This is a genomic window from Arthrobacter sp. 10N43 (assembly GCF_056394525.1).
Genome location: NZ_JBFTIA010000001.1, coordinates 227449 through 242236 on the forward strand (window position 1 = coordinate 227449; position 14788 = coordinate 242236).

General features: G+C 65.7%; 11 protein-coding genes. 3 read left to right on the forward strand and 8 right to left on the reverse strand.

Going from position 1 to position 14788, the window contains the following annotated elements; all coding sequences use genetic code 11:
• Positions 1-53 precede the first annotated feature (53 nt).
• Positions 54-935, forward strand: coding sequence for a LysR family transcriptional regulator (locus AC1DDO_RS01010; RefSeq protein WP_476971247.1), 882 nt, complete (start codon positions 54-56; stop codon positions 933-935).
• A 161-nt stretch (positions 936-1096) separates the two neighbouring features.
• Complete coding sequence (locus AC1DDO_RS01015) at positions 1097-2623, forward strand: FAD-dependent oxidoreductase (protein WP_476971248.1); 1527 nt, start codon at positions 1097-1099, stop codon at positions 2621-2623.
• Positions 2624-2670: 47 nt separating this feature from the next.
• Here the strand turns inward: AC1DDO_RS01015 and AC1DDO_RS01020 are convergent, their stop codons facing one another.
• From AC1DDO_RS01020 to AC1DDO_RS01050, 7 genes are all read right to left on the reverse strand, one after another.
• Positions 2671-2973 carry a DUF4193 domain-containing protein gene (locus AC1DDO_RS01020; protein ID WP_441408435.1) on the reverse strand — a complete coding sequence of 101 codons (303 nt, stop codon included), beginning with the start codon at positions 2971-2973 and terminating at the stop codon, positions 2671-2673.
• Between the two features lie 109 nt (positions 2974-3082).
• Positions 3083-3838: an SDR family NAD(P)-dependent oxidoreductase gene (locus AC1DDO_RS01025; RefSeq protein ID WP_476971249.1), complete on the reverse strand. Its 756-nt coding sequence runs from the start codon at positions 3836-3838 to the stop codon at positions 3083-3085.
• 27 nt (positions 3839-3865) lie between these two features.
• A complete protein-coding gene (locus tag AC1DDO_RS01030; RefSeq protein WP_476971250.1) occupies positions 3866-5644 on the reverse strand; it encodes a D-apionate lactonase family protein in 1779 nt (592 codons plus the stop codon).
• A gap of 85 nt (positions 5645-5729) precedes the next feature.
• Entirely contained in the window at positions 5730-7484 is a 1755-nt protein-coding gene (locus tag AC1DDO_RS01035; RefSeq protein WP_476971251.1) for a DUF5605 domain-containing protein, read from the reverse strand.
• Positions 7485-7527: 43 nt separating this feature from the next.
• A complete protein-coding gene (locus tag AC1DDO_RS01040) occupies positions 7528-8412 on the reverse strand; it encodes a carbohydrate ABC transporter permease (protein WP_476971252.1) in 885 nt (294 codons plus the stop codon).
• Entirely contained in the window at positions 8412-9380 is a 969-nt protein-coding gene (locus tag AC1DDO_RS01045) for a carbohydrate ABC transporter permease (RefSeq protein WP_476971253.1), read from the reverse strand. The genes AC1DDO_RS01040 and AC1DDO_RS01045 overlap by 1 nt, the downstream gene beginning before the upstream one ends.
• Before the next feature lie 86 nt (positions 9381-9466).
• Positions 9467-10723, reverse strand: coding sequence for an ABC transporter substrate-binding protein (locus AC1DDO_RS01050; protein WP_476971254.1), 1257 nt, complete (start codon positions 10721-10723; stop codon positions 9467-9469).
• Positions 10724-11022: 299 nt separating this feature from the next.
• On the opposite strand from AC1DDO_RS01050, the gene AC1DDO_RS01055 reads away from it, so the two are divergent.
• Positions 11023-12072: a LacI family DNA-binding transcriptional regulator gene (locus tag AC1DDO_RS01055; protein ID WP_476971255.1), complete on the forward strand. Its 1050-nt coding sequence runs from the start codon at positions 11023-11025 to the stop codon at positions 12070-12072.
• Positions 12073-12264: 192 nt separating this feature from the next.
• Here AC1DDO_RS01055 and ppsA read toward each other — a convergent pair whose 3' ends face one another.
• Entirely contained in the window at positions 12265-14694 is a 2430-nt protein-coding gene (gene ppsA, locus AC1DDO_RS01060; RefSeq protein WP_476971256.1) for a phosphoenolpyruvate synthase, read from the reverse strand.
• Positions 14695-14788 lie beyond the last annotated feature (94 nt).

Below are 14788 nucleotides of genomic sequence, written 5' to 3' on the forward strand. Positions count from 1 at the left end.
AGGTCAGCAGGCGGTCGGAAATGCCAATTGAGTTGCCGTTATAACCTAGACGCATGAGCGTTGATGCGCGGCATTTGCGTGCCTTCCTGGCAATCGCCGAGGAAGGCGGGTTCAGTGCTGCCGCGGCCGTGTTACGGGTCAGCCAACCGGCGCTGTCCCGGACGTTGCGGCAACTCGAGACTCACCTTGGCACCACACTGTTTGACCGCTCGACCCACCACGTGGCCATCACCGCAGCCGGGGAGGCGCTGCGTCCGCGCGCCGCTGCTGCAGTCGCCGCCCTCGACGCCGCCCTGGACCCCGCCGCGACGCCTGTCCGGCCGCTGTTGCTGGGGTATCCGTGGGCCGCCCTCGGCCGCCGCACCGGTCCCCTGCTGCGCCGCTGGCGCGAACTGCACCCGGACACACCGGTGGAATTGCGCCGCGTGGATGACCGGTTCGGCGGTCTCTCCTCCGGGCGCGCCGACGTCGCCCTGATCCGCGGGGATCCTCCCGTGACCGGCGGCCCGGCCGGGATGCGGCAACGCGAACTGGCCGAGGAACCGCGCTTCGCCGTCCTGCCTGCCGACCATGTGCTGGCCGGCCGCGACCAGGTGCGCCTGGCTGATCTCTCCCCCGAGGTCGTCGTCGTCAACATCCTCACTGGCCTCACCAGGCTGGAGTTGTGGCCGGCCGGGATACGCCCGAAGCAGACCGTGGCCACGGACAACACCGACGACTGGCTGCTGGCCATATCCTCCGGACGCGGCATTGGCGTGAGCGGCATCTCGACGGCCGAGACCCACCAGCACCCGGGAGTGGTGTACCGGCCGCTTGTCGATGCCCCGCCCGTCACTGTGTCCCTGGCCTGGCTGGAGCCGGTGCCCCACGCGGCGGTCCCTGAGTTCGTGGAGTTCATGGTGGACCAAGTGCCGCGGGACCTCGCGGCGGATTAGGGGCGCCAGCAGGGCACCTTGTAGAGCACGGCGAAACCCCTTCCCTGACGCCGTCGGCCGCTTGAAGCGCCGGGCCGGAGCGCGCCCGCTGAGCCGGCCTATTGCCGGGCTGGCCGCAGGCCTATACTCATGCCACAGGAATCCCTATCCGGTGGTGACCAGTGAACGCGTCGAACAGTGAACGGCCCGAAGGTAAACCCGTTTCCCTCTGGATCGCCACCGCGGCCACCACCGGCTACCCTGCCGCGGGCGGGGACGTCGAGGTCGATGTGGCGGTCATCGGGGCTGGCATCGCGGGCCTGACCGCCGCCTTGGCCCTCAAACGTACCGGCCGCACTGTCGCCGTCATCGAGACCGCCCGTGTCGGAACCGGCGTCACCGGCCACACAACCGGCAAGGTCACCTCGCTGCACCGACTTGCCTACACCGAACTCGCCCGCAGGCACGGCACCAACACCGTCCGCACCTATGGGGAGGCCAACCAGGCCGCGATCGAACACATCGCTGCGGTTGTGGCCGAAGAGGGCATCGACTGCGGCTTCCGCCGCGTCGCCAACTACACCTACGCCGAAACCGACGACGCCGTTGCCCGGGTCCGTGAGGAAGCGGCCCTCGCCGCCCGGCTCGGCCTCCCCGCCGCATTCACCACTGACGTGCCGCTGCCTTTCCCCGTCAAGGGTGCGGTCCGGTTCGACGGGCAGGGACAAATTCATGCCGTGAAATACCTGCAGGGCCTCGCGGCGGCGGTCAACGGTGGGGGCAGCTTTGTCTTCGAGGGGACGACTGTGCAGAAGGTCCGCGACGGTTCGCCGGCCGTGGTGGTCACCGAAAGAAGCGCCATCCGCGCCCGCGACATCATTGTCGCCACGAATGTGCCGTTCGGCGGCCAGGGGCTGTTCTATCTTCGGAGTCACCCGCACCGCTCCTACCTCATCGCCGGACGGATGGACACCGCACCGCTGGAGGCCACGTTCATCAGCGCCGAGGAACCCCTGCGCTCCATCCTGACCGCCAGCGCCGACGGATCGAGCTACGTGTTCATCGGCGGCGAAGGCCATCGCGTGTCCGAGGCCGGGGACACGGCCGGGCGGTACCGCAGGCTTGCCGCCTTCGCCCACGACCGCCTCGGCGTCGGCGAGATCGCCTACCGCTGGTCAACGCAGGACGGCATCCCGCTGGACGGGCTCCCCTACGTCGGCCGCATGTCCCCCACCGCGAAACACGTGTACGTGATCGCCGGCCTGCGCAAATGGGGCCTGACCAACGGAACCGCCGCCGCCCTCATTCTCAGGGACATCCTCAGCGGCCGGGAGAACGGCTGGGCGCCGGTGTTCAACAGCAACCGGATTACCCCGGCAGCCAGTACGGGACGGTTCATGCAGGAAAACGCCAAGACCATGGCGGCCGTCCTGACCGGCAAGCTCGGCCGGCGCCCCAGCCAGGCGACTTTGGCGCCCGGCGAGGGAGCAGTCATCAAGGTCAACGGCGAAAGCACAGCCGTCTACAAAGACGCCGACGGGCAGGTCCGCGCCGTCTCCGCCGTCTGCACCCATCTGGGTTGTACCGTGGCCTTCAACGCCGCCGACACCACCTGGGACTGCCCCTGCCACGGCTCCCGATTCGCCACCGACGGATCCGTCATCCAGGGCCCTGCTGCCAGGGATCTGACACCCCGGCCGGCGCCGTGACCGCCGGCTTCTGCCGGCGGGTCATCGATCGTGTCGGGTTAGGACTCCTATCCTTCGCACTCGATGCAGTACGAGTGGCCGTCCTTTTCGCGCGCCAGCTGGGACCGGTGCCGGACCAGGAAACAGGAGTAGCAGGTGAACTCGTCCTCGGCCTGGGGAATCACCTGGACAATGAGTTCCTCGGCAACGAACTCCCCGCCGGGAGTCATCGCATCGTCCAGCGCATCGGATTCGTCCAGCTCCCGGACGACGCTGCGGGCATCCGGGGCGTTGGCGGACTGCAGCGCCTCCAGGGAACGGTCCTGTGATTCCTTGACGTCGGAACGTACTTCGTCGTAATCGGTTGCCACCGGGATCTTCTCTTTTCGGGTGTTCTTTGCTGACGGCATATCAACGTATATCAGGGGCTTTGTGTTCCCGGCTGCCCGCCGGCCACGTCAAAGTGCGGCCAGAGTGCCGTCAGAGTGCGGTCAGGCCGCCGTCGACGGTGAAGAGTCCGCCAGTGGCGTAGGCCGATTCGTCGCTGGCGAGGAAGACCATGATGCCTTCGACGTCGGCTGCGGTTCCCGCCCGTCCGAGCATGGTGGAATTCACCAGGCCGGCGCGGCTGGCGGGGTCATCTGCGATGGTCTGCACGAGCGGGGTCTCCGTGTACCCGGGGACCACGGTGTTCACCCGGATGCCTTCTTTGGCGTAGTCCGCCGCGACGACGCGTGCCAGCCCGTGAACGCCGGCCTTGGAGCTGGAGTAGGCGGTGAATGTTTGCCCGCACGCGACCACGGCGGTGGGGCTGCCGGTGCAGATGATGGACCCGCCGCGGCCCTGGAGCGCCCTCACGGCATGCTTGAGGGTCAGGAATGCCCCGCGGTGGTTGATGGCGACGGTTTTTTCCCAGACCTCCAGGGACAGCTCGCCCACTTTCGCGTCCTGGCCGAAGAGCTGGACGCCGGCGTTGGCGACGACGATGTCCAGCGGGCCGCCGGAGGCGATGGCGCCGTAGGCGGTCTCGACGCTGTCCTCGTCGGAGATGTCAACGGGCAGGGCTGCAGCGAGCTGGCTGCCGGTGGCGGCGGCCGCTTTTTGGGCAGCTTCGAGGTTGATGTCGGCGAAGTACACGCGGGCGCCTTCGGCGGTGAACCGCTGGGCCACGGCCAGTCCGATTCCTGATCCGGCGCCGGTGACGAGAGCGGTTTTGCCTGCAAGCCTGGTGGACATGGTGTTCCTCTTTTCGTGGTGGACGGGTCAGCCGAGCGGGCGGGTCGTTGCCGCCCAGGCGGGAAGGTTGAAGGTGAGCGTGGAACCGTGTTCAAGTTTGACTGCCACGCGAAGGGGTGCGGCCGTGAGGTTCGCGGCGCAAAGCAGCACCCCAGTGTCTGCCCTGACCGGGTAGAGCACCAGCCCGTGGACGGCGCCGTCGACTTCCAGCACGTCGGCACCGCGCAGGGCGGCAAGTGCCTTCAGAAGCTCGAAGGCAGGGGTCGGGGCGCCGTCGTCGGTGAGAAGGCCCCTGGGGCCGCTGATTTCGAAGTAACTGAGGGATTCGACGCCGGGCAGTGTCAGTGCCTCGATGCTGCCCAGCAGCCAGGCGGCGGTGAACGTCTCTGCCTGCAGCGGGTCGGTGGTCATCGCCTCGGCGGTCCGGGGGTCCTCGGTTCCGTCCGTGGAGACGGCGTTGAAGCGGGCCTTGAGGGTCACCGGACCAATGTGCAGCGGCTTGCCGGATGCGATCCGGAGCGCGTTCAGCGCTGTCAGCCGCTGGATCGGCAGGCTTTCGACGACGTGGGGTACTTCGGTCGCGTGCATCTGCGGCGTGATGCTGTAGGTGACGGCGCCGGCGCCGCCAGGGAGGAGTTCCCGCCGCCGGTTGAGCTCGGTGAAGTGGGAACGGGCCCCGGCGAGCAGTGTGCCGGGAAAACGACGGCGTTGCGCTTCGGCGTGCAGCTGCTCCCAGAGCTCGGGTTCTGTGACGTGCCCGTCGGAGCTGAACGCCCCGATCCTGGCCACGTTCTCCAGGGGCAGCAGATCCATCACGGGGCCGATGTCCCCCGGGCCGGACGCGATAATCCGGACGTCCAGCGGGGTGGCAAGCACGGCGGCCTGCTGTGCTGCCTGCCGAATGAGGTTTGTGGCCGCGGCGGTGTCACCGCCGGGAATGTCGACAATCAGGGAGTCCAGGCCGGGCACTGTGCTGAGGTGCGCCGGTGACCGGGAAGTCGACGTTCCAAGGGCGGGAACCCGGCCCCGGGGCCGGCTGCGCACCGTGAGTACTTCAGGCATCGGCTCCGGCAGCGCTTCAGTTCCCAGGCTCGACGGTTCCGCCGTCCGTTCCGCCGGCGGTTCTGCCGGCGGCCCTGCGGTGAGGCGGATGCCCTGGTGCACCCGGTCCCCGGCATGCACGGTGACCGGGAAGGGGCGGGACAGCGGGGTGCTGTAGGTCTTGAAAGACGCGTCGGTCCAGTTCCGCTGGTCTTCGGTTTCAAAGGTGTCGCCGCTGAATTCGAGCCGGAAGGCGGTGCCGTCACGTTCCCAGTCCATCGCTGCGATGTTCAGGAAGGGCTGGTGCGGGCTGATGTCAGCGGGAAAGGCGCCGGTGGCGCGGGTCTGGTCCGGAGCAGTGATGCCTACGGCGCGGCCTGCGTCGTCGGGCCTGTGCAGGACCACCAGGCCGATGCGGTTGCTGCGGAAATCGCGGGGCGCGGTGCCGTCGAACCTGACCGCGAGTTCATTGCCGGCAACCTGCAAGGTCAGCTCGGCACCGTATTCAGCGCCGAAACCGCCAAACCGGAGGGAGATACCGAGAGTCAGGGTGCCGGCGTCGTCGGTGGTCGTCACCGATTCGACGCTCGGTGAGAGGGTCCTCCAGTCGTGATCGCGGACAACGGGCCGGATGGCCCGGAGAACCGGGCGTCGCCGGTATTCGATGTCGGCCAGTTCGTCCCCGCGCAACTGCAGGCGCCAGGGGCCGGCTTCAATTGTTTGGGCGGGGGCGAAGAGCCGCGGGCCGTTCTCGGCGTGGATCACGTCTTTGCTTTCGTGTAGTCGGAGTGGTGTAGCCCGGGCTGGCCGGGGGTGGGAATATCCTGTCCCCCGGCCGTCCGGTGAGGCGTCAGGCCACGGCGCGCAGCCGGACGGCGACGTACTGCCGGCCGGGCAATTCTATGCGGAACCGCCCCGAGAACGTGCCGGGAAGGGTCTCCACCGTCATGTTCCAGGTGTCGATGACATCGACCTCGAACGTCAGGTCCTGCGGCTTGACGAACCGGCGGTAGGTGGGCTGGTTGAAGCCGAAGTAGATCAGCTCGTACTGGTCAGTGATGCCGGCACTGGGGGCGTCCCAGTGTCCGGTAAGGGGCTCGAGGTGGCCATGGGGGCTTTCCTCAAGAATGCGGCGGAGGAACCCGATGCGGTCCGGGCTGGTGCCGTGCAGTTCCCCGCCCTTGGCCCACCAGAGGATGTCGTCCGGGCGGACATAAGTTTCGCCGTGGCCGACGTAGCCTCCTCGGACGGCACCTTCCCAGAAGCGGCGGGTCATTTCCTCGCCGGTGATGTTGCCCCAGCCCTGGTCGATGTTCCCTTCGTAGGCGCATTCGTCGATGACGATCGGTTTGCCGTACTGCTCGCGCCATTCGGTGGTCATTTCGGCGGTCTTGTAGATGTCACGCCGCTGGATGCTGCAGTGCGTGACCCACGGGCGGGAGTGGTCGTAGAACTCCCGGCAGTTGTGGATGGAGAGCAGGTGCTTGTTCGGGTCGTTCTCCTGCACGATGGTTGCGAAGCGTTCCCAGTCCTCGGTGGTCTTTTCGAACATGAGGTCGTATTCGTTGGCCAGCGACCACCAGATGTTCCGGTGCGAGGCCAGCCGGGCGGTGACGTACTTGACGTAGAGGTCGTCCGCCGCGGCGTTCATCGTGGAGAAGCCCCACCGGTCGTAGGCGTGGAAGAGGATCAGGTCGGCCTCGATGCCGAGGTCCTCGAGCTGGCTGATGCGCCGTTCCAGGTGCCGGTAAAAGACGGGGTTCGGCCTGGTGTGGTCGAAGCCGTCCTCGACGGATCCCTCATACGGGTAGATCCCGGGTTCGTTTTCGTTGAACAGGTACGACTTGGGGAAAACACACATGCGCATCTTGTTGAACGGCCCGTCCGCCAGGGACCGCAGGGTCCCCTCCTCGAGGGCGTCGCCCTGATGGGTCCAAACGTAGGAGGTGGTGCCGATGGGCAGGTAGGGGGTGCCGTCGTCGTAGGCGAAGTGGAACGTGTCGGCCACGCGGACCACGCCGCGGGAATCCGGCGACGCTGCCGCAGCCGTAAAGGTTCCCGTGATGGCGTCCAGGGACGCGGCGTTGCTTCGGGTGGCGAAGGACCACTCCCCCTCGGCCGGGACGAGCAGGCGGATGCGGTAGGTCCCGTCGCCGTCGTAGAAACCGGGAACCGTGAGGCTCCCGACGTCGGAGGTGAACTCGGCGGCCAGGTCCACGTCCGTGAACGGGTTGCCGTGGAAGGGTCCCTCCAGGGTGATCTCGTACCGCTGCCATTTCCGGCCTTTGGCCGCGAAGCCGGCGCGGGCGCTGCCGCGTTCCACCGAATCCGGCTCATAGCCGGCCCCCGGTTCATTGTTCCGGGCGGAACGGTCCGGTGCGGGTGAGGGTTCCAGGGCCTCGATCTTTGCCAGGATTTCGGCCTTCCGGGCGGGGTCCTTGCGCAGGGATTCCTCGGTGCCAAGAATGAGGCCCAGCTGGTAGTGGTACAGGGTGTGCAGCAGCGGGTTGGCCGCCAGCTCGGGAACGTGGTGGGCCAGGATGTCGTGTCCGGCGGGGTCGCGCATGACCTCGAAGAGCGGAGTCGTAGCGGTAAAGGTAGCCATGATGGCCTTTCTGCGGTGAAAGTTGTGCAAAACGTACGGCGGGTCAGCCCTTGACGGCGCCGCTGAACATGCCCTCGACGAAGTAGCGCTGGAACAGCAGGTAGACGATCATGACGGGCAGGATCGACATGATGGTGAAGGCGTTCAGCGGGCCGTAGGAGCTGGTGAACTGGGACTGGAAGCCCTGGATGGCCAGCGGTATGGTCTGGGCCCCCTGGTCCTGGAGGACGACAAGGGCGATGGCGTATTCGTTCCAGGTGGCGACGAAGTCCAGGATGAACAGCGCGGCCAGTGCAGGCTTGGACAGCGGGAGGATGATCTGCCAGAACAGCCGCCAGTTGCCGCCGCCGTCCACGCGGACGCTCTCGTCGATTTCCTTCGGGATGGCGCTGAAGAAGCCGTGCAGGATGAAGATCTGGATGGGCAGGCCGAATCCGATGTACGGGAGGATCACACCGACCGGGCTGTTGAGCAGGCCCAGGTCCAGGATGATCTTGAACAGCGGGCCCAGGGCGACCTGGATCGGGACCATGGAGCCCAGGGCGAAGGCCCCCAGGATCAGTTTGCTGTGCTTGAAGCGGATGCGGGACAGGCCGAACGCGGCGGCGGCGGAGAACAGCAGGCCCAGGGGGACCTTGATCGCCGCGATGAGCAGGCTGTTGCCGCCGGCGGTGAGGAGATTACCGGTCTGCATGGCTTCGGCGTAGTTGGCCCACTCGGCTGAGGTGGGCAGGGAGAACGCGGACGTGGAGAAAATTGCCGATTCCGACTTCAGGGACGTGAACATCACGAAAATCAGGGGCATTGCCCAGATGACCATGGTCACGGCCAGGGCGATCCATAGACCCACCCTGACGTAGTCGACGTTGCGGCGTGGACGGGATGTCCCGTCGGCGTGCTTTGCGCGCCCGAGAGTGAGGGTGCTCATCAGTCTTCGTTTCCTTTGGTGGACCAGATCAGGTAGGGGATGACAAGGACGAGGGTGATGGCCAGCAGCACCGTGGCCACCGCATTGCCCATGCCGAAGTCGTGCTGCAGGAAGGACTTGGAGTAGGACCACAGAGCCAGCACCTGCGAGGACTGCGCCGGGCCGCCGCCGGTCATGCCCACCACGAGGTCAAAGACCTTGATGGAGTGCACGATGGTCAGCACAAGAACGACGACGACTGTCGGGCGCAGCGCGGGGAACGTGACGTGGCGGAAGACCTTCCAGCTGTTGGCACCGTCCAGGCGTGCCGATTCGACAAGTTCCTTGGACACGCCTTGCAGGCCGGCCAGGAAGAGGACCATGTTCAGGCCGGCGATCTGCCAGACGAAAGCGGCGAAGATGGCGTAGATGGCCACTTTGGGGTCGCTCAGGAAGGTGACGCCTGAGCCGTCGCCGAGGTGCCAGGCTTTGGCGAGTTCGGAGAAGACGCCATAGTTCGGGTTGTACATCCAGCGCCACATGTTCGCGATCGCGATCGGGGCCAGGACGCCCGGGATGTAGAAGACGGAGCGGAAGAGGTTCCGGCCAAAGATGGGGCGGTTCAGGGACAGGGCCATCACCAGGCCGAGGGTGGTCGGAATGATCAGTGACAGCAGCACCCAGACGATGGTGTTCTGCATGGCTGTCCAGAACACCGGGTCCTGGGTGAACAACCGGACATAGTTCTGGAACCCGACGAACACCTGTGGGTCAGTGGTGAAGCCTGACCATTTGAACAGGCTCAGGCGCACTGCGGTGATCATCGGGCCGATGACGAAGACAACATATGCGGCCAGGGCGGGGGCAAGGAACGGCAGGGCTGCGATGAAACCACCGCTGGCAATGCGCTTCAGGAGGGGCTTCTTCGAAGGCTGCCGGGGAGCGGGCACCGGGGGCGCTTCGAGGCGCGTGGCTATGAGCTTGGACAAGAGAGGTCGCCTTTGATCTTTGTTTCGGTCAGGGTGCCGAAGGGTGGGACCGCACGGGGCACGCGGTCCCACCCTTCGGCAAGGATCTAGTTGCTCGAATCCAGGAACTTCTGGAACTCGGCGCCGGCATTGGCCGGGTCCAGGCTGCCGGTGGCAACCAGGTTCTGGATCCGCCAGTACTCAGTGGTCTGGGACTGGCTGAGGTTCTGATCGTTGTTCATGTACAGGCCCTTGGCGTTCTGGAAGATACCGTCCCAGGACTTGCTCAGCTCGTCAGTTGCCGAGGACTTGACCTCCTTGTTCACCGACTGCGTCGAGAATGTACCCAGGGTTTCCTTCTGGACCGGTGTTGACATCATGAAGTCCAGGAACTTGGCTGCAGCGTCCTTGTGCTTGCTGTCCTTGGTGACGTACATGGCCTGCTCGAAGCCGTACATCCGGCCTGTTCCGGTGGGGAGGGGGAACACGCCGAAGTCCTCAACCTTGGCGTTGTCCTTGATGCTGGCGTTGAACCAGTCACCCTCAAGGGCCATGGCGGCCTTGCCGTTGTAGAACAGAGCGGACGATTCGTCATTGTTGATGCCGATGAAGCCGGGGTTCAGGTAGTCCTTGGACCACTTCTGGAGGTTGGTGAAGGACTTGGTGACGCACTCCTCCTGGCCCCAGTTGGCCTGCTTGGTGACGAGCTTGTCAAAGGTTGCCGAGCCGCAGTAGCCCTCGAGGAACGTGTCCAGGAGGCGCATGACATGCCAGTTAACGGTGCCGCCAAATTCAATCGGGGTGATGCCCGCGTCCTTGAGCTTGGCCGCGGCGTCGTTGAGTTCGTCGATGGTGGTCGGCAGCGTCGTGATTCCGGCCTTAGCGAACAGGGCCTTGTTGTAGTACATGGCCTCGCCGTTGAGCTTCCACGGCACACCGTTGAAACCGTCGTACTGCTTCGCGGGCCCGAGGGCAGCCTCGGTGAAGCGGTCCGGCCATTTGTACTGGGTGTACTCGCTGGTGAGGTCGGCGCTGGCGCCGTTCTTCACCAGCTCACCGCCGAGGCCCGGACCTGCCCAGTAGTCGTAGATGTCCGGCGCCGCTGAAGTTCCGATTGCTGTCCGCAAAGAGTCCTTGTGCGCGTCAACGGCGCGGGCGGTCTTCTTGATCGTGATGTCCGGATTTGCCGCTTCGAAATCCTTGATGATCTTGTCCTGGGCGGCCACCGCAGTCGGAGCAGACAGGTTGATCACCCACCAGTTCAGCTCGGTTTTGCCCGAAGCAGAGGAGCCGGAGCCGGCGCCACAGCCGGCGAGTACGGCAACGGCGGTAAGAGCAACAGCGCCCTTGGCAAGCAAACGCATCGTCGCGTCCTTTCGTAGGTTTAGTTGAGGGTGCCTTCGTCACGGATGCGTCAGCCGAAGCGTCCTAAGAACTCCCGCGGATGTGATCTGGCCCATAGCGAGTATGTGGGTTTACGATAACCCAAGTCAACCGGTTGACCAATTATTCGAAAAAAGACGACTATGCGGAGCGCCGTCCCCCACCCTGCAAGTAGGTGATCGTAAACTTACTTTGGATGGGTTACCCGCCGGCTGTCCGTCGCTGCGGACGACGTGGACAATAGCCTGCGGCCCAGGATCGGCGGGCGCACACAGACTGCATGAGGGGTGGAGAATTGGCGAAAGCAAGGATCGCGACACGGCCCAGCATGGCCGACGTCGCCAAGCTGGCCAACGTCTCAACCCAGACAGTGTCACGCTATTTCACCGGTGTCGGCTACGTTCGGGCGGAGACGCGCGAGCGGATTACCGCTGCCATCGATGAGCTGGGATATGTGCCAAATCAATCCGCCCGCACTCTTCGCACCAGCAGGACTAACTCCGTAGGCGTGTTGGCCTTGGGGGCCTTCAACTACGGGAGCGCAAATGTGCTCACCGGATTGGGGCTTGCGGCCCGCGAGGCCGATGTCACGCTCACTATCGCCCAGCTTGATCTCGACTTCGAAGCCAAGAACTGGGAAGTGGAGGCGCGGCGAGCCCTCGCCCACTTCAAGTCGGTACAGGTTGACGGAATTGTGGTCTCAACCCCGCTGCCGGGCGTCGACAAACTGCTCAACAACTGGGACCCAACAACGCCCTTGATCACGGTTTCGGAGCTTCCGTCGGCGAACGAAGGCTCCGCCGGCACCCACTCGCACGCTGCCGGCTGGGACGCGACACGCCACCTCATCGGATTGGGACACCGGGACATCCTTCATGTCGCCGGCCCTTCAACCCGCAATGAGGCCCAGGAGCGTGAGCGCGGCTATCGCGATGCCATGCAGAGCGCCGGCCTGAGCCCGCAGGTGCTCGATGCCGCGAAGGACTGGTCCTCCGTTTCTGGATATCGCGCCGGCGAATTAGCCGATCCCGCCACGTTCACGGCTGTCTTCGCCAGCAACGACGAGATTGCGCTCGGCTTCATGAGCGCGCTGGAAAGACGCGGCATCCGGGCCCCCCGGGACTATTCAATCGTGGGCGTTGACGACATGCCGGCGGCTGCCTTCTACTCGCCTCCGTTGACCACCATGCGGCTTGATTTCCGGGCGCTGGGCATCGCAACCTTCAAGATGCTCCACCACCAGATCCTCACCGGAGAACCCGCTCAGCACCACGTCGTCGAGCCCGAACTCGTGGTTCGCGAGTCGACGTCGCGCATCGCCCGGCCCTGAATATTGACGGTGGTCAGCTCATCGACGACACAGTCGGTTGACCGCATGGCCTCGACCAGGTCAAGGAAACGCTCGAAAGCGCCGGGCCCTCTGCCCCAGGGCCGCGCCGCCGGCTCGGGCAGCACGGACTGGAATTCATGGTCCGTGCTGCCCGTCGGGCGTCTTTCGTGTCCTTGCCTGGTCGCCGCGCTGTCAGTTCGCTGCGGTTCCCGCGGCGGCGCCGACCCCTGCTTCGACGGCCGCGCCGCCTGTCCCTCCGGCGAGTCGGAGCCAGGTATCCACCACGGTGTCGGGATTCAAGGAGACCGAATCGATGCCTTCTTCCACCAGCCACTCGGCGAAGTCCGCGTGGTCGCTCGGACCCTGGCCGCAGATGCCAACATATTTTCCGCGCGCCTTGCAGGCCTTGATGGCCATGCTCAGGAGCTTCTTGACCGCGGGGTCGCGTTCGTCGAAGCCGCCGGAGACGATCGCGGAGTCCCGGTCCAGGCCCAGGGCCAGCTGGGTCATGTCGTTGGAGCCGATGGAGAATCCGTCGAAGTAGTCCAGGAACTCGTCGGCGAGCAGGGCGTTGGACGGGATCTCACACATCATGATCACCTCGAGGCCGTTCTCGCCCCGGGTCAGGCCGTTCTCCCCCAGCAGGTCAATGACGCCGCGGGCCTCGTCCAGGGTGCGCACGAACGGGATCATCAGCTTGACGTTGGTCAGCCCCATCTCGTTGCGGACGAAGGACAGGGCCTCGCATTCGAGGTCGAAGCAGTCCCGGAAGGACGGCTCCAGGTACCGTGAGGCGCCGCGGAAGCCGAGCATCGGGTTCTCTTCGTGCGGCTCGTACGCGGGTCCGCCGATCAGGTTGGCGTATTCGTTGGACTTGAAGTCGGACATGCGCACAATCACCGGTTCCGGTGCGAAGGCCGCCGCGATGGTGGCCACGCCTTCGGCCAGGCGCTTGATGTAGTACTCGCGCGGGCTGTCGTACGCGGCGATTCGCTCCCGGATGTCCGCCGCGACGTCCGCCGGCTGATCGTCCAGGTTCAGCAGCGCTTTGGGGTGGATGCCGATCTGGCGGTTGATGATGAATTCGAGCCGGGCCAGGCCCACGCCGTGGTTGGGCAGCTGCGCGAAGGTGAAGGCCTGCTCCGGGGTGCCGACATTCATCATGACCTTGACGGGGGCCTCGGGGAGCTGGGTGATCTCGGTTTCCTCGATGCTGAAGTCCAGGAGCCCCTGGTAGATCACGCCGGTCTCGCCGTCGGCGCAGGACACGGTCACCTCGAGGCCGTCGGAGAGGACATCTGTGGCGTCCCCGGCGCCGACGACGGCGGGAATCCCCAGTTCCCGGGCAATGATGGCCGCGTGGCAGGTTCGTCCGCCGCGGTTGGTCACGATGGCGGAGGCACGCTTCATGATCGGTTCCCAGTCCGGGTCGGTCATGTCGGCGACGAGGACATCGCCGGTCTTGAAGGCGGCCATCTGGTCGATCGCGGTGAGGATGCGCACGCTGCCGGCGCCGATCCGCTGGCCGATGGCGCGGCCCTCGACCAGCACCGGGCCGGTCCCGTTGAGGCGGAAACGGCTCAGGCTGCCGGAGGCCCGGCGGGACTGGACGGTCTCCGGGCGGGCCTGCAGGATGTAAAGGCCGCCGTCGATCCCGTCCTTGCCCCATTCGATGTCCATGGGCCGGCCGTAGTGGTTCTCGATGGCGACGGCGTGCCGGGCGAGCTGCTCGACGTCGTCGTCGCTGAGGCTGAAGCGGTTCCGCAACGAGGCCTCCACCGGCACGAAGTCAATGGTGCGGCCGATTTCCCGGCTGGCCGTGTAGGTCATCTGGAGGGCCTTCTCCCCCAGCCCGCGCTTGAGGATGGCGGGCCGGCCGGCCTGCAGCGCCGGCTTGTAGACGTAGAACTCGTCCGGGTTGACGGCACCCTGGACCACGGCCTCGCCCAGGCCGTAGGAGGACGTGACGAACACGGCGTCCTGGAACCCGGACTCGGTGTCCATGGTGAACATGACGCCGGAGGCGCCGACGTCGGAGCGCACCATCCGCTGGATGCCGGCCGAGAGTGCCACCTCGGCGTGTTCGAACTGGTGGTGCACGCGGTAAGCGATGGCCCGGTCGTTGTAGAGGGACGCGAACACGTCCCTGATGGCGAGCAGGATGTTCTCGATGCCGCGGATGTTCAGGAAGGTTTCCTGCTGGCCCGCGAAGGAGGCGTCGGGCAGGTCTTCCGCCGTGGCGCTGGAACGGACAGCCCAGGAGAGGTCTTCGGAGCCGCCGTGCTTGTCCACCAGCTGCTGGTAGGCGTTCCGGATCTGCGCCTCAAAGTCCGGCAGGAAGGGCGTCTCGCGCATCAGGGTTCGGATTTCCTGGCCGGCCGAGGCGAGGGCCGTCACATCGTCGGTGTCCAGGCCCACCAGGCGGTCGGCGATCTTCTGGTCCAGCCCGGAATCTGCCAGGAAGTTGCGGTAGGCATCCGCGGTGGTGGCGAAGCCGTCCGGGACCTGGACGCCGGCAGAGGTCAAATTCTGCACCATTTCACCGAGGGAGGCGTTCTTTCCGCCCACCCGGTCCAGGTCCTTGAGGCCGAGTTCTGAGAACCACAGGATGTCTGTCGTCATTAGTTGCTGCTCCTTTGCAGATGATGGCATGCAGATGCGCCGCCCCGCTCGCGGCGATAACCGGTCGGTGGGCGCGAATCCTGTCCACAGTGAC

Coding starts and splice junctions, on each gene's coding strand:
- ppsA (WP_476971256.1), bottom strand. CDS start 14,694: ATGACGACAGACATCCTGTGGTTCTCAGAACTCGGCCTCAAGGACCTG.
- AC1DDO_RS01055 (WP_476971255.1), top strand. CDS start 11,023: ATGAGGGGTGGAGAATTGGCGAAAGCAAGGATCGCGACACGGCCCAGC.
- AC1DDO_RS01010 (WP_476971247.1), top strand. CDS start 54: ATGAGCGTTGATGCGCGGCATTTGCGTGCCTTCCTGGCAATCGCCGAG.
- AC1DDO_RS01040 (WP_476971252.1), bottom strand. CDS start 8,412: ATGAGCACCCTCACTCTCGGGCGCGCAAAGCACGCCGACGGGACATCC.
- AC1DDO_RS01035 (WP_476971251.1), bottom strand. CDS start 7,484: ATGGCTACCTTTACCGCTACGACTCCGCTCTTCGAGGTCATGCGCGAC.
- AC1DDO_RS01025 (WP_476971249.1), bottom strand. CDS start 3,838: ATGTCCACCAGGCTTGCAGGCAAAACCGCTCTCGTCACCGGCGCCGGA.
- AC1DDO_RS01050 (WP_476971254.1), bottom strand. CDS start 10,723: ATGCGTTTGCTTGCCAAGGGCGCTGTTGCTCTTACCGCCGTTGCCGTA.